The organism is Streptomyces sp. NPDC018693, assembly GCF_044391385.1.
Lineage (GTDB): Bacteria > Actinomycetota > Actinomycetes > Streptomycetales > Streptomycetaceae > Streptomyces.
On the sequence record NZ_JBIRZZ010000026.1, the window covers coordinates 34188 to 60418 of the forward strand.

Genomic DNA, 26231 nt, shown 5'->3' on the forward strand with positions numbered 1-26231 from the left:
ACGCCCGTGCGACCGGAAAAACGGCTTTACCTCGCATGGGATACTGGCCGGGTCTATCCATCCCCACGAGGAGAACGGCACCCACTCCTATGGCCTCGGTCACGTCCCTCAGCGACTCCGTCCAGCAGCATCTCGCGTCCGCCCTCTCGGCCACTCTGCCGGAGGCCGCCGACGCGGACCCGCTGCTGCGACGAAGCGACCGGGCCGACTACCAGGCCAACGGCGTCCTGGCGCTGGCGAAGAAGGCCAAGGCGAACCCGCGTGAGCTGGCGACGCAGGTGGTGTCCCAGGTCGTCACCGGCGATGTGATCAAGGAGGTCGAGGTCTCGGGCCCCGGCTTCCTGAACATCACCCTCACCGACAAGGCGATCACGCAGAACCTGGCGGCCCGCTACACGGACGCCACCGACCGCCTGGGCGTGCCGTACTCCACCGCCCCCGGCACCACGGTGATCGACTACGCCCAGCCGAACGTGGCGAAGGAGATGCACGTCGGCCACCTCCGCTCGGCGGTGATCGGCGACGCCCTGCGCGGCATGCTCGACTTCACCGGCGAGAAGACGATCGGCCGACACCACATCGGCGACTGGGGCACCCAGTTCGGCATGCTCATCCAGTACCTGCTGGAGCACCCCGGCGAGCTGGCACCGGCCTCGGAGGTCGACGGCGAGCAGGCCATGTCGAACCTGAACCGGGTGTACAAGGCGTCCCGCGTGCTGTTCGACTCCGACGAGGAGTTCAAGGAGCGGGCCCGCAAGCGGGTGGTCGCGCTCCAGTCCGGCGACAAGGAGACGCTCGACCTCTGGCAGCAGTTCGTCGACGAGTCGAAGGTCTACTTCTACTCGGTCTTCGAGAAGCTCGACATGGAGATCCGCGACGAGGAGATCGTCGGCGAGTCGGCGTACAACGAGGGCATGCCCGAGACCGCCCGCCTCCTGGAGGAGATGGGCGTCGCGGAGCGCTCCGAGGGCGCGCTGGTGGTGTTCTTCGACGACATCCGCGGCAAGGACGACGAGCGGGTCCCGCTGATCGTGCAGAAGGCCGACGGCGGCTTCGGCTACGCCGCCTCCGACCTGACCGCGATCCGTGACCGCGTCTTCGGCCTGCACGCGACGACGCTGCTGTACGTCGTGGACGTCCGCCAGTCGCTGCACTTCCGGATGGCCTTCGAGACGGCCCGCCGCGCCGGCTGGCTGAACGACGACGTCACCGCGCACAACATGGGCTACGGCACGGTGCTCGGCGCGGACGGCAAGCCGTTCAAGACGCGTGAGGGCGAGACCGTACGCCTGGAGGACCTGCTGGACGAGGCCGTGCAGCGGGCCGCCGAGGTCGTCCGGGAGAAGGCCCGCGACCTCACCGAGGACGAGATCCAGGAGCGGGCCGCCCAGGTCGGCATCGGCGCCGTGAAGTACGCCGACCTGTCGACGTCGCCCAGCCGCGACTACAAGTTCGACCTCGACCAGATGGTCTCCCTCAACGGCGAGACGTCCGTGTACCTCCAGTACGCGTACGCCCGTATCCAGTCGATCCTGCGCAAGGCCGGGGACGTACGGCCGTCCGCGCACCCGGAGCTCGAACTGCACCCGGCGGAGCGGGCGTTGGGCCTGCACCTGGACGCGTTCGGCGACACGGTCTTCGAGGCGGCCGCGGAGTACGCGCCGCACAAGCTGGCGGCGTACCTGTACCAGTTGGCGACGCTGTACACGTCGTTCTACGACAAGTGCCCGGTCCTCAAGGCCGACACCCCGGCCCAGGTCGAGAACCGCCTCTTCCTGTGCGACATGACGGCCCGCACCCTCACCAAGGGCATGGGCCTGCTGGGCATCAGGACCCCCGAGAAGCTCTGACCGAGCTCCCGACCACAGAGCAGCCCCGCCGGAAGCGATGTCCGGCGGGGCTGTCGTCTGTCAGAGGCTGAGGCATGGTCCACGCCTGCCCGCGCTTCAGATGTCGCGCAGGTCGTCCAAGTCGTCACCGACGCGCGCGCTGTCCTCGGCGTACCGAGTCATCGCGTCTCGCAACAATTGATCTCTCCCATCGGCGCACCCGAACTCGCACCACGCGATCTTCCCGAGCTCCCGCTCCCGCACCCCCCAGTCGTCACTGAGCGCGGCCACCAGCAGCAGCCCGCGCCCGCCCTCGTCCCGCCGGTCGACAATGCGGGGCTCGCCGGGACCGCTGTCGTGCACCTCGACATGCAGTACGCGTCCGTCGTAGCGGAGGAAGAGCAGGAACTGCCTGCCGGGCGGTACGCCGTGCAGCAGGGCGTTGGTCGCCAGTTCGCTGACGCAGAGCAGTACGTCACCGGCCCGCTCCCACTCCGCGAGCCCCCACCACCGCAGCGCCTCGACGGCGAACCGCCGGGCGCCCGGCACTGACCTGCGGTCCCGTCGGAAGAACTTCTGCCTCAGCGGCTGGACTTGGATCGTCTCGTTCACGGGACGTGAGTTACGCAGAGTTACTATCGCGGTGCAGTCGGTAAACCCGTACGATCCTGAGAGCGCGGTCGACTACATCGAGTCGCGGGCCTGCGGTGAGGCTGTCGTGCTGCTCGATGTCGGCGGGTACTTCGCGCCGACACTCGACGCCCTGTGCGAGCGGTTCTCGGGTCGCGTCCTGGGCGTGGTCGAGGACACGGAGAACGGGCACAAGCGGTACGCGAGCGCCGAGAAATTGCCCTGCCCCGTCGTCTCCGTCGCCCGCTCCCCGTTGAAGGACCCCGAAGACTTCCTCGTGGGTCAGTCGGTCGTGTTCTCGACCGAGGCGCTGATGCGGGGCCGCGGTGACATCCTGCACGGTCGCCCGGCCCTCGTGATCGGCTTCGGCAAGCTCGGGTCGAGCATCGCCCGCCTGCTGCACGCCAAGGGCATACAGGTCACCGTCTACGACGTGGACCCCGTCCGTCGCACACAGGCGCTCTCGCAGGGCTTCACCGTCGCCAGGGATCGCGACGCCGCTCTACCCGGCGCCGGTCTGATCCTGTGCGCGACCGGTGCCGTGTCGCTGCGGGGCGAAGACTTCTCGGCCCTGCGGAACGGGGCCTACGTCGCCACGGTCACCAGCAGCGAGGATGAACTCGACCTGGCCGGACTCCCCGCCGTGTACCAGCGGACCCCGAACGGGGAGCACGTCACCCGGTACCAGACGACCGGGCACTTGTCGGCGCACCCGCCGTCGTGGCTGAGCGACTTCCTCGGCGACGACGCGGTGCCCCAAGGGGTACGGGACTTCGTGGGCTGAGCCGGCCGAGTCCGGGCACGCCCACTAAAACGGCGGCTCGTCAACTGATCCCCGTTTGTCGTGCGAATTGTGATCCTTCCCTCGCCCGTCGGAGGGGAGTGGATCGGTAGGGGGTTCCATCAACATGCGCCCTTGCTCCCAAGACGCCAACGCCTCGGAGGCCAAACTTCTATGCCGTTCGCTGGAGCTTTGCGCTAGAACGTTCTCCATCAAAGGAGTCAACCTCCTGCGGTGCATCGCCAATGCCGGGGACTCCAGAAATCGAACGGCCGCAACAAGAGCCGCCTCAACCACTCTCGGATCAGAGTCATCAAAGTAGGAGGCGACGCCCGGAAAAGCTTCCGGGTAAATACTCCTGATGTTCAGGAAATCGGGAAATGGCTCGGTCGGCGAATATTCCCCCCACTCTCGAATGCGCTGCTCCTGCTCAATGCTGACATCGAAGGCCACGTCGGCCAGCCATGAAAGGAGCTTGCCTCGAAGTGGGAATTTTTCCCCATCCCATGAAGGAGTGAGTGCGGCTCGACTTTCGCGGTCGCCCAAAAGTGCGGCGACATACCTGAAAGCCGGCGCGGTCGCAGAGTAGACGACTCCGTCGTTGAGGAGAGCGTCATACAGGTGGTTGAGTGAACTCGTTACCTTGGAAAAGTCACCCGACGCCAAGTCGCGCAACTTGGTCGGAGTAACCGGGAAGGCAGACCCGTCGGCATTCTCGAGCTCAGCCCAGTCGGTGAGATCGATAATCGCGCATGGATTCAACTTATCGCCGTTCATGTCTATAAGGCCAGCATAGTGGCCTGCAGGAAAGCAGCCAAGGCGCGGCAACTGGGCCGCGCCCTGGCGAATGCATCAGAAGGGTACCTCACTGAAAACTTGCCCGCGCTGAGATCGAACCGCTAGCGATGAGCTCCCCGGCAACATTCCTGCCACGTTTGGCGTGCAGAAACCGCATGGCCCGCCAGGCTTTGAAACCATCAGTCGGCCAGTCAAACCCTCGGATCCCGACTGTTTGGCCAGAATCCTCATGATAGTGGCCGCCTGAACCTCGACATGCGAGCCAAAGAACTTACCGCCGCCGGGGCTCGCCGCAGCAGGAATCTCGCCCATGTTGGCTCTGATCAACGGATGGAGCCGATCGGAAGCCAGGTCAAACTCTCCGTGCCCCTGAACCCAGAGGTACCCGCCGGTAGCAACGTCCGGCCTGCTGGAATATGCAGCGTTCTCCGATGCTCTGGCATGCGCCCGTTCATCCGCAGTGGAGCAGTTGTGAACGAGTGCTGAGGTCCCGCCTGCGACCACATAGTACGTGTGGATGTCGCCGACAGTGAGGTTGTGGACGGTCGCGCCGGGGCTCGTCCACCGCTCCACTGCGGTGATCTGGACGTAGGTGCCTGCGCTGGTCTGGAGCCACTGGCCGGACTTCAGGTCGGTGGCGTCGATCCATTCGCCGAGTTCGGGGACCCAGAAGGGGTGGCCGTCGGTCGCGGTGACCTGGGCGGTCTTGGTGCCCTTGTCGCCGTCGGTGTCGATGGTGACCTTGACCAGGTGCTTCAGGCCCTCACCCTTGATCTCGGCGGTGACCGTCTCGATCCGGGTCTCGCCGGTCTTCGGGTCGGTGGTGACGACCTTGTCGCCAGCCTTGACCTTCTCGATCGGCTTGGTGGTGCCGTCGGCCATCAGGACCTTGGTACCGGGCACGAAGCTGTTGTTGATCGGGCATGAACCCCCGCCACCGTCGGCCTTGCCGGAGCCTCCGCCCCCGCTGGAACCGCCGCTGCTCTTGGAGGAGCCACCGGAGCTGCCGCCCGGCTTGGAGCCGCCGCCCTTGCTGCCGCCTGAGGAACCCTTGCCGGCGGAGGACGCCTTCGGGGCTGCCTTGGCCTGGGCCTGCTTCTGGACGGGGTTGCCGGTTTTCTTGGTCTTCTGGGCCGCCTGGTCGGCGATTCTCTTCGCTTGCTCGGCGGCCTTCTTCTTCGCTCTCTGAGCGGCCTCCTTCTTGGCCTTCTCGATCGCCGCCTTCTTGGCAGCCAGCGCCGCAGCCTGGGCGGCCTTGGCCCTCTTCAGGACACTCTCGGCCGCCTTCTTCGCCTTGTTGAATGCCTGGACCGCGCTGATGGTGCGCTTGACCGCCTTGACCACCTTCGGGATCTTGGCGATCTTCGTCCACGGAATCGCGTCCACGACGATGCTCACACAGGACCACATGTCACCGCCGAAGCACGCCATCGCGTCGTTGATGCCGATGAAGTCCTTGAGCGTCTCCCAGGCCACGGCCAGGATCACCGAGGTCAAGGACCTGTTCATGGTGGCCTGTGCCTGCGCGACCTGCGCGGCGTTCAGCCCCGCGCCTCTCAGTGCCGCGTCCTTCTCGGAGGCGGTCAGCGAGATGGCCAGACCCGACGGGTCCGACATCGTCACCGGGTTGTTGTGCGCGTAGGCGTACCCATTCGACTGCAACGGGTCGTTCAGATCGACGACCGGGTCGACCGACAGGAAGCGTCCGACCACCGGGTCGTACAGCCGCGCGCCCAGCGGCACGAAGCCCGAGGCGTCGTCACGGGTGGCGCCCAGGAACCCGGTGTGGCTCTGGACGTTGACGCCGACCGTGTCCGTGCCGCGCTGGTTGCCGAACGGGTCCTGCTTGCGGATCCGGACCGGGTTGCCGTCTCTGAGCGCGACCTCCGCGAACGTGCTGCCCTGGTGGTCGCCGGCGAGGGCGACCAGTTGGTCGGCGCCGTTGCCGTAGGCGTAACGCATGACCGCGCCGCCGGGGGCGGAGTAGGTGCGCTGGGTGTTGACCAGCACACCGCCCGCCTGCACGGTGACCTCGGCCTCACCCAGGTAGAGCGTGGCCTGCTTGCCCTTGATCGTCAGCAGTCGCGAGCCGTCGGGGCCGTAGATGTGACGGGTGTCGTTCTGCGCCGCCCACCGCTGCTCGGCCTTGGTGGCGTCACAGGTGGCCAGCACGATCGGAGTCGAGTTCGCCGAGTTGGCACCCTCGACCGCCAGGCACAGACCCGAGGCGACGTGGGTCAGCTGGCCGGAGGCGTTGCGCTTGAGCTCCTGCGCCGCCGTGCCGTCACACTTCTGCAGCTGGACCGCCGATCCGGCCGTGTTTCCGGTCGGCTGAGCACACCAGGTGTCGTAGACGTTCAGCGTGCCCAGGTCGGGGTCGGTCTGCGTCGCGCCCGGCGTGGTAGAGAAACGCCAGCTCTGGGCCGGGGAGGTGTTGCAGGCGTACAGCTGGATCTTCCGGCCCGCGGTCGTCAGACCGCCGGAGAGGTCCAGACACTTGTCGGCCAGGCCCACGTACGGCGTCTTGCCTCCGGCGCCCGCGCCCTTGATCCGGTCGACCTGGCCGTCGTAGGTCCAGGTCAGCTCCTGCTTGTCACCGTTCTCCAACGAGGTGATCGACTTGGTCTCACCGGTCAGCTCGTACAGCCGCTCGGCCTCCGCGGTGACCTGCGCCCCGGCCGGGGTCGTGTAGGTCTTGGACACCTTGGCCAGCGTGTGCGGCTGGGTGCCGTCGGCCTTGCCGTAGGAGTAGGTCGTCACGGCATCCTTCGCCGTGGCGCCGGCGAGGTCCTTCTCCGTCAGCTTCGTGCGGTTGCCCAGCAGGTCGTACTCGTACTCCTGCCAGTAGCCGGACTTGTCTCCACCGGCGGCGACGTTCAGGGTGCCGTCGCTCCTCACCGGGCCGGTGCACGAGGACTGGTCCTCGGACGTCCACGCCTTCTTCAGCTGGCCCAGCGGGTCGTAGGTGAAGCACTGGCGCTCCGCGATACCGGTCGAGTGCTCCCGGATCGAGGTGACGTTGCCGGCCGGGTCGTAGGTGTAGCTCCGGTTGGAGACCAGGTGCCCGCCGACCACGGAGGTGTCGCCGGTCTGCTCGCGGTAGACCGCCTGTTCCTTCAGCTCACCGCTGGACTCGTCGTACAGGGCCTGGGTCCACACCCGGTACGGCTGGGCGCCCAGGGTGGAACGCAGGACCTGGCCGTAGACGTCGTAGGTGGTCTCCGAGCCGTACCAGTCCTTGCCGGAGAGGGAGAGCGGCTTGCCGTCCTCGTTGTAGCGGACGACGAGCTTCTCGGCGTCGAACCTGCCGACCGCCGGGAGCGACGCCGACTCCAGCATCCCCTGGTCGTTGTACTCGTAGCGGTAGGTGTACGACGTCTGGAGGCCCCACGTGCTCGCCAGCGTGGCCGGCAGCGTCAGCGTGGTCGAGGTCGGGTCGTAGTCCTTCGTGTAGCCGTCGACCTGCTGGGTGTATGCCTCACCGTCGGTGTAGCGGATGGCGCTGGCCGGCATGCCCTTGCCGCCGGGGACGGTGTCGTAGCTGAACTTCGACAGCAGCGTCCCGGTGGAGCTGTTCAGGCGCTGCTCGGTCGGGCGCGACAGGATGTCGTAGCCGTTCCAGACCGTGACGCCGCGGGCGTTGGTCGTGGTCAGCGGACGGTCACGATCGTCGTACGACGTCTGCGTCGTGCCCGAGTCGGGATCGGTGGCCGTGAGCTGACGACCGCGGTGGTCGTACGTCCACGTCCACGGGTGCGCGGTGTCGGTGGAGCTGGTCGCCTTCACCAGCCGGCCGCGGTCGCTGTAGGTGTACCGCGTCGACGTGAACCCGCCCGGCGCCGCAGGGTTGAAGGTGTCGGTGCGGACGGTGCGGCCGAGGGCGTCGGTGTAGACGCGGTAGGAGGAGGCGCCGGTCGGGTGGATGACCTTCGACCAGTCCTCGCCGTACTCGTACCGGGTGGCCCGCTCCGGGACCTCCTGCGAACTCGACTCGCCCGTCAGCGGGTCCTTGACCTTCAGGACCGGCGTCTCCTGCACCACGCGGCCCAGGCCGTCGTAGGTGTAGCGGGTGATGTTGGGGACGGCCGTGTCCGCGAGCGGCTGGAACAGCACGCCCGGGGTCGCCTCGTCGGTGAAGTACGCGTTGTTGGTCTGCCAGACCTCACCGGCGCTGTTGTACAGCGTGTCGGTGATCAGGTACCCGGCCCCGCCGTCGGCCTCCTCCTGCGTCTGCCGCTCACGGCCCAGGCCGTCGTAGAGGGTGACGGAGGTCTCGATGCGGTCCTCGAAGCCGCGCATGTACGTGGTGACGTACGGCGGCTTGTGGTCCGACTTGGCCGAGTCGTTCGGGTCGTACTCGGGAACCGTGTAGACCGCCCGGAAGTCCGGCACCGCGGAGGCCGAGGGGGTACGGCCGGGCGCCCAGGCTTCCAGCAGACGGCCCAGGGGGTCGTACTTCGCCTCGCTGACGTGGCCGTTGGCGTCCGTGGTCTTGAGAGTGGTCGCGCGGCCCGGCTCCAGTTCCTGGATCTGGGTGTGGCCGAGCGCGTTGGTCGTGGTGACGGTGAAGACCTGACCGGTGGACGGGGTGTACGTGATCGTGCCGTAGTTGCCGTCCGGGTCGGTCTGCTTGACCACGCGGCCGATCGCGTCGAACGCGGTGGTGCCGTTGGTCTGGAAGCCCGTGCCGGAGCCGTTCAGCGACCAGGACTCGGTGGCCAGTCCCCGTGTGGTGGACGTGAGCGCCGCGCCGTACGCCTGCCCGTCGTACGCCGTGCGCGTGGCGCCGCTGAGCATCGCCAGGTCGGTGAAGTCGGCGGCCGTACACGTCGTCGGCGCGACGAGGACCTGCTTGGTCAGGCCGATGATGTTCTTGCCGGTGTGGTGGACGTACTCCAGCTTGGTGCACGACTCGTCGCCGGCCCGGCCGGTGTCGCCGAGCGACTCGACCTGGGTGGGCAGACCGTACGTCGAGTCGTACGTCGTGCTGGTCCTGACGATCCGCTCGGTGCGGGTGTCGTCACCGGTACCGGAGGACTTGGTGTACGCGATCTCCTCGGGCTCGGTCACCCGCCATGCCCGCAGCGGGGACAGCCCGTCGTCGCGGATGCGTTTGGCGAGCTCGGTCGCGGCCGGGACGGTGACGCTGCGCGACAGCCATTCGGTGTCCAGTGCGCCGGCGTCGGCGTAGGTGAGTTCCTCCGCGATGCGGCCGGCGAACGCCTCGCGGTCCTTGGCTATCTCCGCGCCCGTGATGTCCCTCACCGGGACGGTGTCACCCATGCCGCGGAAGAAACGGGTGACCGCCTTCGACCGCTTGGCGCCGATGGTCGGCTCGTCCTGGTCCGGGCCCGTGATCACCGTGGTCTGCTCGAACCCGGCGAACTGCGAGTACGTCCGGGTGGCCTTCTTGGAGAACTCCGCCTCGGCCAGCTTCCAGCCCGCGTTCTTGTACGCGTAGGACGTCTTCGTCGTGAACGCCCCGTCGACGTTGGGCAGCTCCTCGATCGACTGCACCACGTACTTGTGGAACCAGTCGATGTCCTCGACCTCGGGGTCCGGGTGCCAGAACGACGGGTAGCACAGCCGCGTGTTGGACTTCAGCGCGGCGGTGTCGCTCTTGCCGGGGAGGCTGGTGCCGGTGGCGCAGTCGCCTTCGGCCGGCTTGTAGGTGACGACGGTCTCGCCGCCGTACTCGTTGATGACGCGCACGATACGCAGCCGGGAGAAGCCCGGACGCGGGTCGGTGTCGCCGCGCTTCACCCGGTTCGGCATGTCCTCGGCGTTCGATTCGAAGCGCACCGCGTTCAGGGTGACGCTGTCGTCCGTGGAGCCGTTGCGGGCGTAGCCGGTGCGCTGGATGGACTCCAGCCACAGGGCGGTGTTCGGGCCGGTCTGCAAGACCGGGAACTTCTGGGTGAGGGTGTAGCGGTCCACCACCTGGCGGGCGGTGGTGTCGGTGCGGCGCTGCGCGGAGGTCTGGATCTCCGTCAGTCGCTTACGGGACCAGAACGACGGGCCGGCGTTCCAGCACTTCCTGGTGTAGGTCGCGGTGACGGCCTGGCAGTTCAGGTCGGCCGGGGTGTCGTACCAGATCCGGAACTTGCCCGGGTCCTTGTCCGTGAAGTTCGCATCCGAGCAGGTCAGCGTACCCTCGGTGAAGCAGCGCTCGGCGACGGTGAAGCCGACGCGGGCCGGCGCGGTCGCGGAGAAGATGCTGTCCTTGCGCTGGCCGTAGTAGATGTGGGAGAGGTAGCCGCCGCGGTCGTAGACCACCGGCGCCTTGAAGTTGAAGTTCCGCGCGTAGTGGTTCTCCTCCTTCTTCCACCACAGCGTCATGGCGTTGCCGTGGATGTCCTCGACGTAGTCGAGGTTCCACCGCCAGCCCTGCGTGCACCACGAGCCCGGCCAGTCGCCGGCCTTGTAGCAGTCCTCACCGGAGTGGTTGCCGTACACGGGCACGGTCAGCACCGAGTCGGTGACCGGGTCGCCCGTCGTCCAGCCCGGGAGCTTGTGCAGGCCGAAGTGGTAGCGGGTGCCGTCTCGGGTGGTGACCACCCAGTACTCGCCGTCCTTGGCCCCGTTGCCGGTGGTGTTGTCGCGGATCCGCTCGATCTTCGAGCCGTCGCCGTTGGCGGTGAACCACTTGCCCTGGGTCTCGTCCCACACCAGCTCCGTCGTCGTACCGCCCAGCGACAGGGTGGCGTTGTCGGAGCCCCAGCACAGGTCGGATGTGCGGTGCGTGGCGTTGTTCGACCCGGACTTCTTCGAGTCCTCACGGCAGTTGGCGTAGGTCCGGGTGATCGAGCCGGGGTTGTAGTCCCAGCCGTCACCGATCCAGGATGCCTGGTTGTTCGTCGCCGAGGTGCGTCCGTCGACCGACTGCGACGAGTAGCCCAGCGACACCTTCGGCATCAGGCCGCCGGCGGTCTCCGGCACCTGCACGTCGTACGAGTACGTGAAGGCGCCCGAGGACGCACCGGCCGCCCAGGAACCCGAGGACAGCAGCGGCGTCGCGGTGTAGTCGCCGGACGCCGAGGCACCAGTGTCCATCGCGCCGATCACCTGCGGACCGGACGCGTCCACGGCCTGCAGCGCGTCGCTCCGAGTGAAGGACGCCGTCCGTACGGAAGCACCCGACGTCGACGAGTCCGTCGCGGCGGTGCCACCCAGCAGGTTCGCGACCGGCACCAGGCCGGTGAGGATCTTCTGGGTCGGCGCCGCCGCGGCCTTGGACTTGGTCGGTGCCTTCTTGGTGGGGACGACCTCCACCGAACTGGGCAGCCGCTCCGCCTTCTCCTCGGCGGGGGCCTTGACCGACATCGTCGTGGTACCACCCTCGGCGGCACAGTCACCGCTGTCGGGCGAAGTCAGTACGCAGTCCGGGAGCAGCACCAGGCCGAAACGCTCCACTGCCTGCGGGCCGTACATGTCCGCGAAGCCGGCCATGTGCACATCGAGTGCGACCTGTGCGGTCGGATCCGCGTCGGGGGGCGGGGTGATCTGCATGATCATGCCGGGTACGCCCGCGTCCTGGGACGCCGTCGGCGTCGCCACGTCCACCTGCCACTGACCGTCGACCGCGGCCGGGTCCGTGCCCTCGGGCACTCCGATCGCGACCGGCAGGCCGTTGGACACCGGTACCGTGGTGCCCGGCGGCGTCGTCACGTCCAGCGTCGCCGTGCCCGTGCCGTCCGTCCACGGCGTCACCGCAACCGGCTCGTACGGGGTGACCGGGTTCTCGGGCGCTGTGGTCAGGTTCTTCTCGGCCGTCTCGTCTCCGTCGACCGGGATGTCCTCGGGCAGGTCAGGAAGGTCAACTTCCTCCCGGCTCATGCCCGGGCCGGGAACCGCCCACGCGTCCGCGCCCAGGCTCGTCACCATCAGTGCCGAGGACAACAAAAGGACGGTCGCCACGCGGCTGTGCCGCCGGCGCCGTCGTTGTGACTCCGTCACGGCCAGGCGTCCCCGCCCCAGCCATGACAGCGGACGTTGAGCACGCATACGCGTCGTCGACTCCCACCAGGCGATGCAAACAAGAAGCACGTGCCTGTTCAGGCGCATGCGTGCCCGAAACCCTCTGTCATGCACGCCGCTCATTCAAGATCGAGGCCGACAGACGAAAACGGCGAGAATGTGATACGCGCCACACGACACAGGCGATCAAGTCGCCGCTTTTGATCACCAACGCCAAGCATGGTGAAAATCCATTGCTATCCATGCACGGCGGGCCACAAAAGGGCGCAAACACGGCACACCTGACGGGCAGTCAAGAAATCACCAAAGCCTCATTACGACCTTATAAAGAATTCACACATGGACGAGCAGTGCGAATCGTGTGATCGTGTGCGCGCCCATGCCCCGCGGCCAGCCGACCGGGGCTGTCTGTGCTGTCCTCATTCGCCTGGTCCACACGGGAGTAGACCGCAGCCGTGTCCGCGCCGCCTCGTTTCCTCAGCCCATTCGTGCGCACGCGCACCCGGCTGACCCTCACCCTCGGCCTCGTCCTGGCCGCTCTGACCACAGCCCTGCTGCCGTGGTGGCAGCCCGACGACTCATCAGCGCCCCAGGCGAACAAGGCGACCGACGCCCAGCAGGCCGCGACCGGCCCCCGTGATGAGGCCGCCGCCCAGGCGGAGGCCAAGCGCACCGGCAAGCGGGTCGTCGTCGACACCGCCACCACAGCCAACTCCATGACCTGGGCCCAGCCAGATGGGCAACTGCACACGGAGATCACCGCCGTCCCGAAGCGAGCGAAGAACGCCGAGGGCAAGTGGGCCCCGATCGACAACCGTCTGCGGCGCACCGACAACACCACCGACGGCCTCGGCATCCAGCCGGCCAACCCGGCGGCACCGGTGCGCTTCTCCAGCGGCACGCCCGGCAAGGACCGCGCCGACCGCTCCTACGCCCGCGCCCCGTTGACGGACGCTCAGGCCCCCGTCGAGAGCGTCTTGGCCGAGATGGACGTGAACGGCCACACCATCACCTACACCTGGCCCGGCGCCCTGCCCGAGCCGGTCCTCGATGGCGCCCGTGCCCTCTACTCCGAGGTCCTGCCCGGCGTCGACCTGCTCCTGGTCGCCCGCGAGGAGGGCGGCTTCGCCCAGCTCCTCATCGTCAAGACCGAGGAAGCCGCGCAGAGCAAGGCCCTCGCCACCGTCTCCTACGGACTGCGCTCGAAGACGGCCGTCTTCCAGCACGACGAGAGCGCCGAACGCATCCAGATCCTCGACAAGGACGGCACGGAGATCGGCTCGATCCCCACCCCGTTCGCCTGGGACTCCAGCGGCCGTGACCCCGAGCTCCCCGCCGACCAGTCGACGCCGCGCACCTCGGTCGCCACACCCGCCGACGTGTTGAAGCTGTCCGGCTTGAGCGGCATCGAGCCCGGCGCCCACAGCGCCCCCATGCCCATCCAGCTGGTCGGTGACAAGACCGGCACGGCACGGCTCGACCTCGATGTCGCCAAGACCGGTCTGCTCACCGACACGGACGTGCAGTTCCCGCTGTTCGTCGACCCCACCGCCACCACCGGCTGGGAGGCGTGGACGACGGCGTACAAGCCATATCCGAACACCAGCTTCTGGAACGGCACCAACTTCAACTCCGGCACCTCCGACGCCCGCGTCGGCCACGAGGACTCCACCGGCGGCACGGCCCGCTCCTTCTGGCGCATGGACTTCGACAGCAGCATCGAGGGTGCGACGGTCTCCTCCGCTTACTTCAAGGTGCTCAACAACCACTCCTGGTCCTGCACCACCCGCCAGTTCCAGCTCTGGCTGACCGGAGGGATCTCGACGGGCACGACGTGGAACAAGCAGCCGAGCTGGTCCACGGAGATCGACCGCCAGTCGTTCGCGCACGGCTGGTCCTCCAGCTCCTGCCCCGACGCCTACGAGTCGTTCACGGTGACGAGCGCCGCCCAGAAGGGCGCGACCGGCGGCTGGTCGAACATCACCTTCGGCATGCGCGCCACCACCGAGACCGACACCCAGACCTGGCGCAAATTCCGTGCCACCTCGGCGACGCTGGAAGTGAACTACAACCGCAAGCCGTACGAGCCCACGGGCGGCAAGTCATCCCCCGGCGGCGCCTGCGTCGTCGGCGGCACGGGCGTGACGGTCGGCAAGACCAACATCGTCCTGTCGGCGAACGCCAAGGACCCCGACGGCAACCTCAGCAAGCTGCGCTTCCGCTTCTGGTTGAACGGTGACACCACCACCCGCAAGGAATACCTGGTCACCCCGAACAGCAGCGGCACCGCCACCCAGACCATCCCGACCACGTTCCCGCTGACGGACAAGACGACCTACGCCTGGGACGTGCGCGCCGAGGACTCCGGTGGCCTGGTCTCCACGTTCTTCCCGCCGGGCACCTTCCCCTGCAACATCACCGTCGACGGCAGCGGCCCGCCACAGCCCGAGATCACCAGCACCGACTTCCCCCGCGCCACCTCGGACGGCGAGACCTGGGCCAACGTCAAGTTCGGCTCGACCGGCTCGGTGACCTTCACTTCCGTGGGCGCGACGAAGTTCAAGTACGCCTTCGAGGGCATCGGCTACCAGGAGATCTCCGCCAACTCCAGCGGGGTCGCGACCGTACCGGACCTGAGGCCCGAGCACGCCGGACCCACCTGGCTGAACGTCTACGCCTACGACCAGTACGGCAACGCGAGCGTCCGCTCCGACTACAACATGTACATCCCGCCACGGGACAAGGCCGACGGCCCCGGCGACACCGGCGGCGACGACATCCCCGACCTCCTGATCGTCAACTCCGGCAGTGACCTGTTCAACTGCGCCGGAGCCCCCGGCGGCGAGCTGTATTCCTGCCTGGGCGCCGCGTACACGGTGGACAAGTCGGGCAAGGCGCAGCTCCACCCGGCCAACCACTGGTACGACACCGCCACGGGCAAGGCCGCCCTGATCACCCACTACGACGACGCCTACCCGGGCGACGGCTCCACCGACTTGTTCGCCGTCACCCCCGACGGCAACTTCTGGCTCTACCCAGGTGACGGCTACGGCAGCTTCAACGTCGAGAAGCGGCTGAAGATCCGACTGCCCTCGGACGCCCCGGCTCCGTCGACCTGGACCCAGGTCAAGGCCGTCGGCGACATCACCGGCGACAAGCGCCCCGACCTGGTGCTGCGGGCCGGCACCGCGTTCTGGGCACTCTCCGGCTACACCGGCGCCTCCTTCGAGACCGCGACGCTGATGAACTCCGACGCCTGGGCCCGCCGCGACATCGTCAACGTCGCCGACATCAACGGCGACAGCACGCCCGACCTGCTGTGGCGCAACCTGGACAACGGCAACATGTACGTCCGCCACGGGAAGCCCGGCTCCGTAAGCGGCAGCGTCGACCTCGCATCGATCAAACTGGCGTCCAACTCCCTCAACGGAGACGTCTCCTACGGCACCGGCTGGACCGAGGCCAGCGTGCCGAAGGCGCTCGGCATCCCCGATGTCAACGGTGACGGCATCCCCGACATGTGGGTCGTGTTCAGCGACGGCAAGACCCGCGTCTACTACCCCTCCAGGACCAATACCGGCGGAGCCGTCAAGATCGTCCTGTCGACGGACTGGAGCACGGTGAAGGCCCTCGGCTGACCGGAGCACCATTCCGCTGACGCACACACCGGCGCCGAGCCCCGGCCATCCTCACACGGAAGGCCGGGGCTCGGTCGCTTGCTGAGGCGAGATCAATGTCAGTGGCTGCGCCTACAGTCACTGGCATGGCGACTCTTCCCAACCCGCTGCCCAAGCTGGCGACCGACCCGAGCGGTCGTTCCCTCGGTCTTCAACTCCCGCCGGGGAGACTGATCGACGAGACCGACGAGGGCGTGTGGCACGAGCCGTTGCTGTGGTGCTCGGGCAAGTCGGCGGCGCCCGGCACATGGACGGCGCTGGGGGTACCGGCGGCCAGAGCGGGTCTGCTGCCGGTGCTGGTGGATGTGGGCGGGGTGCAGGGCGCGCCGGAGAACTGGGAGTTGATGCCAGGGGAGGTGTCCTACCCCGGGGATCACGAGGCGGAGGACGTCCTCGCCGAGCACTGGGCCGAGGACGACGACGTTCCCGAGTGGCCCGGACTCGCTCCCGCCGGCTCCCTCACCATCGCCCCGGACGCCTGCGCGGCCCGTCTCGCCGACTCCCTCTCGCAGGACGCGCCGTCCTGGTTCCAGGAACCCCGTCTGGCCCTCGTACCGGCCCGCCGCTCCGCCGACATCCCGGCCGCCGTCGGCTGGTCGGGCCCGCTGAACCACGACAACGACGTGGCCCGCCTGTGCGCCGTCCTGCGCTCCTGGGAGGACCGGTTCGGGATACGCGTGGTCGGTCTCGGCTTCGACGTCTTGGTCGTCTCCGTGGCGGCCCCGCCGACCACCCAGGCCGACGCCGAAGCCGTCGCCGCCGAGCACTTCGCCTTCTGCCCGGACAACATCACCCAGGACGGCCCGGAGGGCATCGCGGCCTACGCCAAGGAGCTGGTCGGCGACCACACCTGGACCTTCTGGTGGGACTGAGCCGATGAACACCGACGAACTGCTGCACGGCATCCACGCCCGTCTGATCCCCGCCGACTCGATCACCCCGGAGATCGCCGGCGCCCTGCGCTACGCCCGCCAGGTCGCCGACGACCTCGTCTTCGCCTACGCCCTCGACCGCCCCACCGACGTCCGCATCCTCACCGACTCCGACGTGGCGCAAGCCGACCCGGAGCAGCTCGGGAGGGCCGCGTACGACAACCTGATGCGCGTGCCCGTGACGCACGAGGAGATCCCCCACGCGGGGACGGTCCTGCATTCCCTGTACGGCGACTCGCACTTCGTCGCGAGCAAGGCGCTGTATCTGGCCGCCGCCGTCCAGGAGGCGACCGGCGCGTCCCTGCCGCACGAGGGCGCCCTCGTGGTCATGCCCAGCCGGCACAACCTCGTGTACCACCCGATCGAGGACGGCAGGGTCGTCGACGCCGTCAACCACCTCGCCTCGTACGCACTCGGCGCCTACGAGGACAGCCACGGCCGGGGCGCGCTGTCCCCGCGCCTGTACTGGTGGCACCGGGGCGGCCTGACGTCCCTCACCGTCATCGACGAGGAGGCCCGCCGCTTCTCGATCCAGCCGCCGCCGCAACTGCTCGACCTGATGAAGGGGCTGGTCGGCCTGGACCGGGCGGGCCGGATCCCCGGCCGGGCGACGGCCGGTGCGCCGGACCCGGACGAACTGACCGAACGCGCCGCCGAGTCGATGACGGCCCTCGCGCAGGGCCCGGTCCCCGCCGCTTCGAAGGCCGCCTTCTCCACCGTCGTCGAGCTCGCCCACGCCCGCTGCGCCGCCGATCCCCAGGCGGACTCGGGGTTCACGTGGGCCGCGTGGGCCACCGCCGTACAGCTCGGCACCGCGCTGTTCACCGGCACCGACCGGCCGCTGGACTGCCATCTGGACGAGGACCTCGTACGCCCGCTCCCGGCCGCCCCCGCCGCGCCGCCCGCCGACGCGCGGGCCTGGCTCGACGCGCTCTACCTGGCGATCGTGTGCCGGCAGGGTGACCGGATCCGCCGGCTGTGCGAGGTGCCGCCGGGGCGGCTGCGCGAGGACGACTCCGTCGATCCGTACGTCCTGCACTGGGTCGACACCCTGCGGGCGTACTTCTCCGCCGACGGCTCCATGGACGACGTGGTGGCGAACCTGAGCGCCACCATCGAGACGTCCGGCCCCGGCGTCACGCACGCGCCGAGGCAGTTCGTGGACGCGATCGACTACCAGCCGGTCGCGCTCTTCCACCGCCTTATCGCCCGGGACCACGACACCTTCGCCAAGACGCTCACCGAGGCCCTGGCGGAGCACCGGTCGTACTGGGGCGGGACACCGGCGCCGCGCGCCCAGGTGGCCCTGGGCCCGCTGGCGATGGCGAGCCTCGCTCATGACTGGGGCTTCCCGCTGCCCTCCGACCTGCCGTTCCTGCCGCGCTACCTCCTCGACGGGCAGCGGATCGAGCACATACCCTGACGGCCGCTCAGCCGCCCGCCCTAGCCCCGGTCAGCCCCTGGCCCAGCCTGCGCAGCCCCTCCCCGATCTCCTCCGGCGTCTGCGTCACGAAGCAGAGCCGGAGGGTCGCGAGGTCGGGCTCACCGGCGTGGAAGGGGGCACCGGGCACGTACGCCACGTTGTGCTCGACGACGCGGGGCAGCAGAGCGGTCGTGTCGTACGGCTCCGGCAGCCGGGCCCAGAGGAACATGCCGCCCTCGGGCCGGTTCCAGGTCGATCCCTCGGGCAGCGCGTCCGGCAGCCCGGCGAGCATGGCGTCACGGCGTTCCCGGTAGACGTCGGCGACCCGGGCCACATGCGCGTCGAGGTCGCGGTCGGCCAGGTAGCGGGCCGCGGCGAGCTGGTTGACGGTGGGGGTGTGCAGGTCGGCCGCCTGCTTGGCGACCGCGCAGGCGCGGCGCAGTTCGGCCGGCCCGCGCAGCCAGCCGAGCCGCAGCCCGGGCGCCATGACCTTGGAGAAGGAGCCGAGGAGGGCCGTACGGTCACCGGCGCCGTCGTAGGAGGCGATCCAGGGGACGCGTTCGCCGTCGTAGCGGAGTTCCCCGTAGGGGTCGTCCTCGATGATCCACAGGCCGTGCCGGGCGGCGACGGAGGCGATCGCGGCGCGGCGAGCGGCGGGCAGGGTGCGGCCGGTGGGGTTCTGGAAGGTGGGGACGGTGTAGAGCAGCTTGGGCCGCTCCCGCACGACGAGTTCGGCGAGGGCGTCCGGGTCGGGGCCGTCGGCGTCCCCGGGGACGGCGACGACACGGGCGCCGGCGAGGCCGAAGACCTGGAGGGCGGCGAGGTAGCAGGGGTTCTCGACGAGGACGGTGTCGCCGGGGTCGAGCAGTGCGGCGGCGAGCAGGGAGAGGGCCTGCTGGGAGCCGGTGGTGACGAGCAGGTCGTCGGCGTCGGTGGCCAGCCCGCGCACGGTGTGGCGCTCGGCGAGCAGCGCGCGCAGGGCGGGCTCGCCTTCGGTGGTGGCGTACTGAAGGGCCTGGGCGGGGGTCTCCTCCAGGACCTGACGGAAGGCTGCCGCGACGCCCTCCCGGTCGAAGACGTCGGGCGCGGGCAGCCCACCCGCGAAGTTGATCACCTCGGGGCGCGCGGTGACGGCGAGTATGTCCCGCACGGGCGACCCACCCACGGCCCGCGCCCTGAGGGCCAGCGACGGCGGACGGGAGGCGGCTGGGTCGCTTGGGACCGCACGGATGGCAGGGGCGGCAGCGGTCACGGCATGGCTCCTTCGGCTACGGGCGAGAGGCTGCCCGCAGCATAGGGAGATGGATGCCACCTACAAGAGTTTTTTCGGGATACGGACACGGCGGAGCGGCGCTCAGGCGTCCCGTGAACCGTCCCGCAATCACCCTGTCCCAGCAGGTCAGCGCGGCGGGCGGGCCGAAGTCGTCCCGATACCCCGGTCGGCCCTGGCCTCCCGGCGAAGGCTCCCGGCAGGGTGGGACAGCCCCGGACCCCGTCCGCTCCTCCGCCCCCACCGCAGGGAAAGGCCGACCACGATGCCCGCGCGCCGTCGCCCCACGATCCGCCTGCTGCTGCTCGCCGCGCTGACCGTCACGGCCACGCTCACCCTGACGGCGTGCGACGACGGCGAGGGCCTGCGCGACGAAGGCCCGTCCTCGCTCTCGTGGGACCTCAGCGGAGCTTCTGAGCCGCCTCCGTCGCCCAGTAGGTGAGGATGGTGCGCGCCCCGGCCCGCTTGATGCCGGTCAGCGTCTCGAAGATGGCCCGGTCCCGGTCGACCCAGCCCTTCTCGGCGGCGGCCTCGATCATCGAGTACTCGCCGGAGATCTGGTACGCGGCGACGGGCAGGTCCACGCTGTCGGCGACGCGGGCGAGGATGTCGAGGTAGGGCCCGGCGGGCTTCACCATCACCATGTCCGCGCCCTCCTCCAGGTCGAGCGCGAGCTCCCGCAGCGATTCCCGCCAGTTGGCCGGGTCCTGCTGGTACGTCTTGCGGTCGCCCTGCAAGGAGGAGGCGACGGCCTCCCGGAAGGGGCCGTAGAAGGCGGAGGAGTACTTGGCGGTGTAGGCGAGGATCGCGACGTCCTCCCGCCCGATCTGGTCCAGGGCGTCCCGGACGACCCCGATCTGCCCGTCCATCATCCCGCTGGGCCCGACGACATGGGCGCCTGCGTCGGCCTGCACCTGGGCCATCTCGGCGTACCGCTCCAGAGTGGCGTCGTTGTCGACCCGTCCCTGCGCGTCCAGCACCCCGCAGTGCCCGTGATCGGTGGTCTCGTCGAGGCACAGGTCGGACATGACGAGCAGCTCATCGCCCACCTCGGCCCGCACATCACGGATGGCGACCTGGAGAATCCCGTCGGGATCGGTCCCCGGAGTCCCCAGGGCGTCCTTCTTCGCCTCCTCCGGCACACCGAAGAGCATGATCCCGGAGACCCCGGCCTCGACGGCCTCGACAGTGGCCTTCTTCAGACTGTCCCGGGTGTGCTGCACCACTCCGGGCATCGCCGCGATCGGCACCGGCTCACTGACCCCCTCCCGCACGAAGGCGGGAAGGATGAAGTCGGCGGGATGCAACCGGGTCTCGGCGACCATGCGCCGCATGACGGGACTGGTACGCAGCCTCCGCGGCCGCGCCCCGGGAAAAGAACCGTACTTCGCCATGCCCCTAAGCTACGCCCGCCCACCACCCCCTCTTACCGACGAGACGTCGGAGCCCTTCCTCCCCTGCCCGCGCCGATGACGCCGAGTGTCCGACACGGCATCAGGGCCGGCCCCCGGAAGGGGACGGGCCCTGATGGCGTACTCCGGCCAGGTCGCCGACTAGGTCGCCCGGCGCCGCCGGGCCCCCGGCCGCCGCTCGCTGGGCCGCGTCACCGGGTCCCCGGCCTCCAGGGCGGCGGCCCGCCGCTTCAGCCCGAAGTCGGCGAGCGCCTCGGCCAGCTTGTGCACGGACGGCTCGGGCGCCATCACGTCCACCCGCAGCCCATGCTCCTCGGCGGTCTTCGCCGTCGCGGGACCGATGCACGCGATCACGGTCACGTTGTGCGGCTTCCCGGCGATACCCACCAGGTTCCGCACGGTCGACGACGACGTGAACAGCACGGCGTCGAACCCACCGCCCTTGATCGCCTCCCGCGTCTCCGCCGGCGGCGGCGAGGCCCGCACGGTCCGGTAGGCCGTGACGTCGTCGACCTCCCAGCCCAGCTCGATGAGCCCGGCGACCAGCGTCTCGGTGGCGATGTCGGCCCGCGGCAGGAACACCCGGTCGATCGGGTCGAACACCGGGTCGTACGGCGGCCAGTCCTCCAGCAGCCCGGCCGCCGACTGCTCCCCGCTCGGCACCAGATCCGGCTTCACACCGAACGCGATCAGCGCCTTCGCGGTCTGCTCGCCCACCGCGGCCACCTTGATGCCCGCGAAGGCCCGGGCATCGAGCCCGTACTCCTCGAACTTCTCCCGCACCGCCTTGACCGCGTTCACCGAGGTGAAGGCGATCCACTCGTAGCGGCCGGTCACCAGGCCCTTCACGGCCCGCTCCATCTGCTGGGGCGTGCGCGGCGGCTCGACGGCGATCGTCGGCACCTCGTGCGGCACGGCCCCGTACGAGCGCAGCTGGTCGGAGAGCGACGCCGCCTGCTCCTTCGTACGCGGCACGAGGACCTTCCAGCCGAACAGCGGCTTGGACTCGAACCACGCGAGCTGGTCGCGCTGGGCGGGGGCGCTGCGCTCACCGACCACGGCTATCACCGGCCGCCCGCCCTCCGGCGACGGCAGCACCTTGGCCTGCTTCAGCGTCTGGGCGATGGTCCCGAGCGTGGCGGTCCAGGTGCGCTGCCGGGTCGTCGTACCGGCGACGGTCACCGTCATCGGCGTATCGGGCTTGCGCCCGGCCGCCACCAGTTCACCGGCCGCCGCGGCCACGGAGTCGAGCGTCGTCGACACCACGACCGTCCCGTCCGACGCGCCCACCTCGGTCCAGCACCGGTCGGAGGCGGTACGGGCCTCCACGAACCGGACGTCCGCGCCCTGCGCGTCCCGCAGCGGCACACCGGCGTACGCGGGCACACCGACCGCCGCCGCGACACCCGGCACGACCTCGAAGGGCACACCGGCCGCCGCGCAGGCGAGCATTTCCTCCGCCGCGTACGTATCAAGTCCCGGGTCCCCGGACACCGCACGGACGACCCGCCTGCCGCCCCGCGCGACCTCCATGACAAGATGTGCGGCATCCCGCACAGCGGGGCCGGCAACGGTTGTTGACGCGCCGTCAACAACCGTCGGCTGAGGCGCGCCCGTGCCCGGAACAACGTCCGCGGAGGCACCCGGGTCCAGGTGCGTGACACCGGCCCTGGCGTGGGCGCGTACGACGTCGAGCACCTCGTGCTCGGCGACGACGACGTCCGCGTTCGCCAGCGCCTCCACGGCGCGCAGAGTCAGCAGTCCCGGATCCCCGGGTCCGGCACCGAGAAAGGTGACGTGCCCGTGCTCAGGACCGGCGGCAGGAAGGGTGGTGGGGCTCAAAGTGCTCGCTCCCCCATCAGACCGGCCGCGCCCTGCGCAAGCATCTCGGCAGCGAGTTCGCGACCGAGCGCCAGCGCTTGGTCGTGCGTCTCGGGCACGGGACCGGTGGTGGACAGCTGCACCATGCGGGTGCCGTCGGTCGTGCCGACGACGCCCCGCAGGCGCATTTCCTTGACAATCTGCCCGTCGGCCAGGAGGTCGGCCAGTGCGCCCACAGGGGCGCTGCAACCGGCCTCCAGGGCGGCGAGCAGTGACCGCTCGGCGGTCACGGCGGCCCGGGTGTACGGGTCGTCGAGTTCGGCGAGCGCGGCGATGAGTTCCGTGTTGTCCGCGGTGCACTCGATCGCCAGGGCGCCCTGGCCGGGGGCGGGCAGCACGGTGTCGACCGACAGGAAGTCGGTGATCTCGTCGGCGCGCCCTATGCGGTTCAGCCCGGCCGCAGCCAGCACCACCGCGTCCAGTTCGCCGTCCTGCACATACCGGATGCGCGTGTCGACGTTCCCGCGGATCGGGACGGTCTCGATGTCCAGCCCATGGCCGCGCGCATACGCGTTCAGCTGCGCCATGCGGCGCGGTGAGCCGGTGCCTATCCGCGCCCCGCGCGGCAGGTCGGTGAACTTCAGCGCGTCCCGGGCGACGATCACGTCGCGCGGGTCCTCACGTTCCGGTACGGCCGCCAGCACCAGCTGCTCCGGCTGGCTCGTGGGCAGGTCCTTCAGCGAGTGAACCGCGAAGTCGACCTCGCCCTTCAGCAGCGCGTCGCGCAGCGCGGTGACGAACACACCGGTGCCGCCGATCTGCGCCAGCGCCTCCCGCGACACATCGCCGTACGTGGTGATCTCGACGAGTTCGACGGGCCGTCCGGTCACCTGGCGCACGACGTCCGCGACCTGCCCGGACTGGGCCATGGCGAGCTTGCTGCGCCGGGTGCCGAGCCTCAGGGGCCTCAGTGCCTTGTCACTCATACCGGGCCTCGGTTCTTCACGTTCTTCTCGGTGCTGTCCTCGGCCCGCGACACGGCGGCCACCGTCTCGGGGTCGAGGTCGAACAGGGTCCGCAGAGCGTCCGCGTACCCGGCGCCGCCGGGCTCGGCCGCGAGCTGCTTGACCCGTACGGTCGGCGCGTGCAGCAGCTTGTCCACGACCCGCCGCACGGTCTGGCTGATCTCGGCCCGGTGCTTGTCGTCGAGGCCGGGCAGCCGCCCCTCCAGGCGGGCGATCTCGCTCGTCACGACATCCGCGGCCATGGCCCGCAGCGCCACGACCGTGGGCGTGATGTGCGCGGCCCGCTGCGCGGCGCCGAAGGCGGCGACCTCGTCCGACACGATCCGCCGCACCTGGTCGACATCGGCCGCCATCGGCGCGTCCGCGGAAGCCTCCGCGAGCGACTCGATGTCCACCAGCCGCACCCCGGCCAGCCGGTGCGCGGCCGCGTCGATGTCGCGCGGCATGGCCAGATCCAGCAGGTACAGCACCGGCTCGGGCCGTACGACCTCACTGCCCGCCTCGGGCCGGCGCCGCTCGGGAATCCGCCCCACGGTCGCCACGGTCGCGGCCAGCGCGGTGATCAGCTCGGCATCGGCATCGATCCGCGCATCCTCACGCCGCTCCACCACACTGCCCTTGTCGACCCAGGCAGCATGCTGCTCCAACGTCGCAGCATCCATCCCGGCCACAGCCGCTTCCCCGAAAACGGAGAACCCAGCCGCCTGCACAGGCCCCAGCTCAAGCGGACAGCTCTCATCACCCGCGTAGCCCGCGGGCAGTCGTGCCTCCCCCAGTGCCTTAAGGGCCTGGGAGGTGCCCCCAGGGGCGGCACGGGTGGGCGCAGGCCGCACCCCGTCAGCGCCGGGCTGCGCGACCGACCCCCCGCCCACGGCCACGCGCCCACGCACCGCCGCGGCAACCGCCTCAGCCGTCAGCACCAGCCCAGTCGCCCCAGTGCACGAGACGGCCACGTCAGCACCTGTCAGCTCAGCCGGCACCGACTCCATCGGCACCGCGCGGGCCGTCACGTCCGTACCGTCACCCTCGTTCAAGATCTCCGCAAGCCGCTCGGCCCGCTCGAACGTCCGGTTCGCGACGACGATCTCGCCCACCCCGGCCCGCACAAGCGTCGCCGCGGCCAGCGAGGACATCGACCCGGCGCCGATGACCAGCGCCTTCTTCCCCGCGGCCCAGCCCTGCACCTCCCCCTTGCGGGCCAGCTGCTCCAGCCCGAAGGTCACCAGCGACTGCCCGGCCCGGTCGATCCCCGTCTCGGAGTGCGCCCGCTTCCCGACCCGCAGCGCCTGCTGGAACAGGTCGTTCATCAGCCGCCCGGCGGTGTGCAGCTCCTGCGCCCGCGCCAGCGAGTCCTTGATCTGCCCGAGGATCTGCCCCTCCCCGACGACCATCGAGTCCAGCCCACAGGCCACGGAGAACAGATGGTGGACGGCCCGGTCCTCGTAGTGCACATAGAGATAGGGCGTGAGCTCGTCCAGCCCCACCCCACTGTGCTGGGCAAGCAGCGTGGACAGCTCGGCGACACCCGCGTGGAACTTGTCCACATCGGCGTACAGCTCGATCCGGTTGCAGGTGGCAAGCACCGCGGCCTCGGCCGCCGGCTCCGCCGCGACCGTGTCGTGCAACAGCTTGACCTGCGCGTCCGCACTCAGCGAAGCCCGCTCCAGCACACTCACCGGTGCACTGCGGTGGCTCAGCCCGACGACGAGGAGACTCATGCCGGCATCACGGCGGGTACGTCCCCGTCGGGCCCCTGCTCGGCGGCGGAGTCGCCGCGGCTGACGGCGGCCGGCGCGGCGTCGGCGGCGGGCAGCGCGGCCTCCTCGCCGGCCTTGCGCTGCTCGTGGAAGGCGAGGATCTGCAGCTCGATGGAGAGATCCACCTTGCGCACATCGACCCCGTCCGGGACGGACAGCACGGTCGGTGCGAAGTTCAGGATGGAGGTGACCCCGGCGGCCACGAGCCGGTCGCAGACCTGCTGGGCGGCACCGGCGGGGGTGGCGATGACCCCGATCGACACCCCGTTGTCCTGGATGATCTTCTCCAGGTCGTCGGTGTGCTGGACGGGAATCCCGGCGACGGGCTTTCCGGCCATGGCCGGGTCGGCGTCGATAAGAGCCGCGACCCGGAAGCCACGGGAGGCGAACCCGCCGTAGTTGGCGAGCGCCGCGCCGAGGTTACCGATACCGACGATCACAACCGGCCAGTCCTGGGTGAGCCCCAGCTCGCGGGAGATCTGGTACACGAGATACTCGACGTCGTACCCCACACCGCGCGTCCCGTAGGACCCCAGATACGAGAAGTCCTTGCGCAGCTTCGCGGAGTTGACCCCGGCCGCGGCCGCGAGCTCCTCGGAGGAGACCGTGGGGACCGAGCGCTCCGACAGTGCGGTCAGCGCGCGAAGGTACAGCGGAAGACGAGCGACGGTGGCCTCGGGAATCCCTCGGCTACGGGTCGCCGGTCGGTGAGTTCGGCCAGTTGCCACGGTGCTCCTGCGGGTAGAGCGGGGCTGCAGGCGGTCATACGTCCCCGGACCGCCCCGTCGAATGCAGGCTATGTCTTTGTGAACGCGTGCACAAAGATTGTGTCCGATTTGCCCGGCCAACGTGACCGGGGTCACGCACGTCCGCCGTGACCACGGGGAACCGGCACACAC

15 protein-coding genes and 1 pseudogene are annotated in these 26231 nt (G+C 69.6%); 7 read left to right on the forward strand and 9 right to left on the reverse strand.

Annotation, left to right across the window (positions count from 1 at the left end; genetic code table 11):
• The first annotated feature begins 89 nt into the window (after window positions 1-89).
• Complete coding sequence (gene argS / locus ACH5AC_RS36550; RefSeq protein WP_398866660.1) at window positions 90-1850, forward strand: arginine--tRNA ligase; 1761 nt, start codon at window positions 90-92, stop codon at window positions 1848-1850.
• 96 nt (window positions 1851-1946) lie between these two features.
• Here argS and ACH5AC_RS36555 read toward each other — a convergent pair whose 3' ends face one another.
• Complete coding sequence (locus tag ACH5AC_RS36555) at window positions 1947-2441, reverse strand: ATP-binding protein (protein WP_398866661.1); 495 nt, start codon at window positions 2439-2441, stop codon at window positions 1947-1949.
• A 25-nt stretch (window positions 2442-2466) separates the two neighbouring features.
• Between ACH5AC_RS36555 and ACH5AC_RS36560 the strand changes: the two are divergent.
• Window positions 2467-3159, forward strand: a pseudogene (locus tag ACH5AC_RS36560) (NAD(P)-binding domain-containing protein); the annotation flags it as partial.
• A 108-nt stretch (window positions 3160-3267) separates the two neighbouring features.
• On the opposite strand, the gene ACH5AC_RS36565 reads toward ACH5AC_RS36560, so the two are convergent.
• Window positions 3268-4017: a hypothetical protein gene (locus ACH5AC_RS36565; RefSeq protein ID WP_398866662.1), complete on the reverse strand. Its 750-nt coding sequence runs from the start codon at window positions 4015-4017 to the stop codon at window positions 3268-3270.
• Between the two features lie 75 nt (window positions 4018-4092).
• A complete protein-coding gene (locus ACH5AC_RS36570; protein ID WP_398866684.1) occupies window positions 4093-11922 on the reverse strand; it encodes a ricin-type beta-trefoil lectin domain protein in 7830 nt (2609 codons plus the stop codon).
• Window positions 11923-12104: 182 nt separating this feature from the next.
• Between ACH5AC_RS36570 and ACH5AC_RS36575 the strand changes: the two genes are divergently transcribed.
• From ACH5AC_RS36575 to ACH5AC_RS36590, 4 genes are all read left to right on the forward strand, one after another.
• On the forward strand, window positions 12105-12380 hold the full coding sequence (locus ACH5AC_RS36575; protein ID WP_398866663.1) for a hypothetical protein: 276 nt from the start codon (window positions 12105-12107) through the stop codon (window positions 12378-12380).
• 90 nt (window positions 12381-12470) lie between these two features.
• Complete coding sequence (locus tag ACH5AC_RS36580; RefSeq protein WP_398866664.1) at window positions 12471-15653, forward strand: DNRLRE domain-containing protein; 3183 nt, start codon at window positions 12471-12473, stop codon at window positions 15651-15653.
• 125 nt (window positions 15654-15778) lie between these two features.
• Window positions 15779-16564 (forward strand): DUF4253 domain-containing protein, encoded by a 786-nt coding sequence (locus ACH5AC_RS36585; protein ID WP_398866665.1) that lies wholly within the window; start codon window positions 15779-15781, stop codon window positions 16562-16564.
• 4 nt (window positions 16565-16568) lie between these two features.
• Entirely contained in the window at window positions 16569-18047 is a 1479-nt protein-coding gene (locus ACH5AC_RS36590; RefSeq protein WP_398866666.1) for an immunity 49 family protein, read from the forward strand.
• A gap of 7 nt (window positions 18048-18054) precedes the next feature.
• Here ACH5AC_RS36590 and ACH5AC_RS36595 read toward each other — a convergent pair whose 3' ends face one another.
• On the reverse strand, window positions 18055-19278 hold the full coding sequence (locus ACH5AC_RS36595) for a PLP-dependent aminotransferase family protein (protein ID WP_398866685.1): 1224 nt from the start codon (window positions 19276-19278) through the stop codon (window positions 18055-18057).
• A gap of 304 nt (window positions 19279-19582) precedes the next feature.
• On the opposite strand from ACH5AC_RS36595, the gene ACH5AC_RS36600 reads away from it, so the two are divergent.
• A complete protein-coding gene (locus ACH5AC_RS36600; protein ID WP_398866667.1) occupies window positions 19583-19759 on the forward strand; it encodes a hypothetical protein in 177 nt (58 codons plus the stop codon).
• On the opposite strand, the gene hemB is transcribed toward ACH5AC_RS36600, so the two are convergent.
• The 5 genes from hemB to ACH5AC_RS36625 all read right to left on the reverse strand — a co-directional run bounded on the left by hemB (window position 19719) and on the right by ACH5AC_RS36625 (window position 26060).
• The gene (hemB, locus tag ACH5AC_RS36605; protein ID WP_398866668.1) at window positions 19719-20711 is read right to left on the reverse strand and encodes a porphobilinogen synthase; all 993 of its coding nucleotides are present in this window, start codon (window positions 20709-20711) and stop codon (window positions 19719-19721) included. The genes ACH5AC_RS36600 and hemB overlap by 41 nt on opposite strands.
• 159 nt (window positions 20712-20870) lie before the next feature.
• A complete protein-coding gene (locus ACH5AC_RS36610) occupies window positions 20871-22571 on the reverse strand; it encodes a uroporphyrinogen-III synthase (RefSeq protein WP_398866669.1) in 1701 nt (566 codons plus the stop codon).
• The gene (hemC, locus tag ACH5AC_RS36615) at window positions 22568-23536 is read right to left on the reverse strand and encodes a hydroxymethylbilane synthase (protein WP_398866670.1); all 969 of its coding nucleotides are present in this window, start codon (window positions 23534-23536) and stop codon (window positions 22568-22570) included. The genes ACH5AC_RS36610 and hemC overlap by 4 nt, the downstream gene beginning before the upstream one ends.
• On the reverse strand, window positions 23533-25293 hold the full coding sequence (locus ACH5AC_RS36620; RefSeq protein ID WP_398866671.1) for a glutamyl-tRNA reductase: 1761 nt from the start codon (window positions 25291-25293) through the stop codon (window positions 23533-23535). The genes hemC and ACH5AC_RS36620 overlap by 4 nt, the downstream gene beginning before the upstream one ends.
• The gene (locus ACH5AC_RS36625; RefSeq protein ID WP_398866672.1) at window positions 25290-26060 is read right to left on the reverse strand and encodes a redox-sensing transcriptional repressor Rex; all 771 of its coding nucleotides are present in this window, start codon (window positions 26058-26060) and stop codon (window positions 25290-25292) included. Before ACH5AC_RS36625 ends, ACH5AC_RS36620 begins: the two co-directional genes overlap by 4 nt.
• Window positions 26061-26231 lie beyond the last annotated feature (171 nt).

Bases quoted from the DNA above. Each gene is read 5' to 3' on its own strand.
- ACH5AC_RS36590 (WP_398866666.1), top strand. From the start codon at position 16,569: ATGAACACCGACGAACTGCTGCACGGCATCCACGCCCGTCTGATCCCC.
- ACH5AC_RS36565 (WP_398866662.1), bottom strand. From the start codon at position 4,017: ATGAACGGCGATAAGTTGAATCCATGCGCGATTATCGATCTCACCGAC.
- ACH5AC_RS36585 (WP_398866665.1), top strand. From the start codon at position 15,779: ATGGCGACTCTTCCCAACCCGCTGCCCAAGCTGGCGACCGACCCGAGC.
- ACH5AC_RS36620 (WP_398866671.1), bottom strand. From the start codon at position 25,293: ATGAGTCTCCTCGTCGTCGGGCTGAGCCACCGCAGTGCACCGGTGAGT.
- hemB (WP_398866668.1), bottom strand. From the start codon at position 20,711: ATGGCGAAGTACGGTTCTTTTCCCGGGGCGCGGCCGCGGAGGCTGCGT.
- argS (WP_398866660.1), top strand. From the start codon at position 90: ATGGCCTCGGTCACGTCCCTCAGCGACTCCGTCCAGCAGCATCTCGCG.
- hemC (WP_398866670.1), bottom strand. From the start codon at position 23,536: ATGAGTGACAAGGCACTGAGGCCCCTGAGGCTCGGCACCCGGCGCAGC.
- ACH5AC_RS36570 (WP_398866684.1), bottom strand. From the start codon at position 11,922: ATGGTGACGAGCCTGGGCGCGGACGCGTGGGCGGTTCCCGGCCCGGGC.
- ACH5AC_RS36600 (WP_398866667.1), top strand. From the start codon at position 19,583: ATGCCCGCGCGCCGTCGCCCCACGATCCGCCTGCTGCTGCTCGCCGCG.